This is a genomic window from Acinetobacter sichuanensis, from assembly GCF_003024515.2.
Classification (GTDB): Bacteria; Pseudomonadota; Gammaproteobacteria; order Pseudomonadales; family Moraxellaceae; genus Acinetobacter; species Acinetobacter sichuanensis.
The window spans coordinates 1-674 of record NZ_PYIX02000200.1; the positions used below are offsets into that span (position 1 = coordinate 1).

A 674-nucleotide genomic window follows, 5' to 3' on the forward strand; every position below is an offset into this window, starting at 1 on the left:
ACTTCTCTAGAACGAACTTTAACAAAATTGCGGACATTGGACGTAATTATTTTGTTATCGTTCTTTGAGAATTGAGCCTGTGCTTTTGCGGTATCTGAATTAAGGAATTGAATATGAATAATGAATGGCTATCTGAAAAAATCACCTACATTTCTGCTTTAAAGAATCCTAGTGATGCTCAAAAACTTTTACTTGAACTATCCAAAATTCAGTACAGAACACCCGACCAAGAGAAAAAGATCAATGCCTTGATCAAAGCTGAAAAAGCCATAGATCGAGCAAATAAGCAAAAAGTTGCAGTTAGAAAATTATTGAATGCAGAAAAGGAAGCTGAACGCAAAGCTCGTACACGTCATCTCATTCAATTAGGCGCACTTTTTGAAATTGCTAACCTAGATCAGCGTGACCCAGCAGAATTACTTGGCGTATTACTGAAAACGGCTGAAATTGATCCCAATGATATGAAATGGCAGATTTGGAAGGAATTAGGACAACAAGAGCTTAATCAACGGTCTAAAAAGTAAATAATATGAGCAAGCTTTTAAACTTACTCATTAAATTAATTCCATGATTCTTGTTGTTTATCAGCTGAATATTGAGCTATAGCAATTAAGGCATTTTTACCTTGATAAAAGTTATTCTCAAAAGAAAAACCTTCAAAAGTTAATCTACTG

Annotated in this window: 1 protein-coding gene; it reads left to right on the forward strand. The window is 34.1% G+C overall.

Annotation, left to right across the window (positions count from 1 at the left end):
* The first annotated feature begins 113 nt into the window (after positions 1-113).
* Entirely contained in the window at positions 114-524 is a 411-nt protein-coding gene (locus C9E89_RS23010) for a conjugal transfer protein TraD (protein ID WP_010591656.1), read from the forward strand.
* The last annotated feature ends 150 nt before the right edge of the window (positions 525-674 follow it).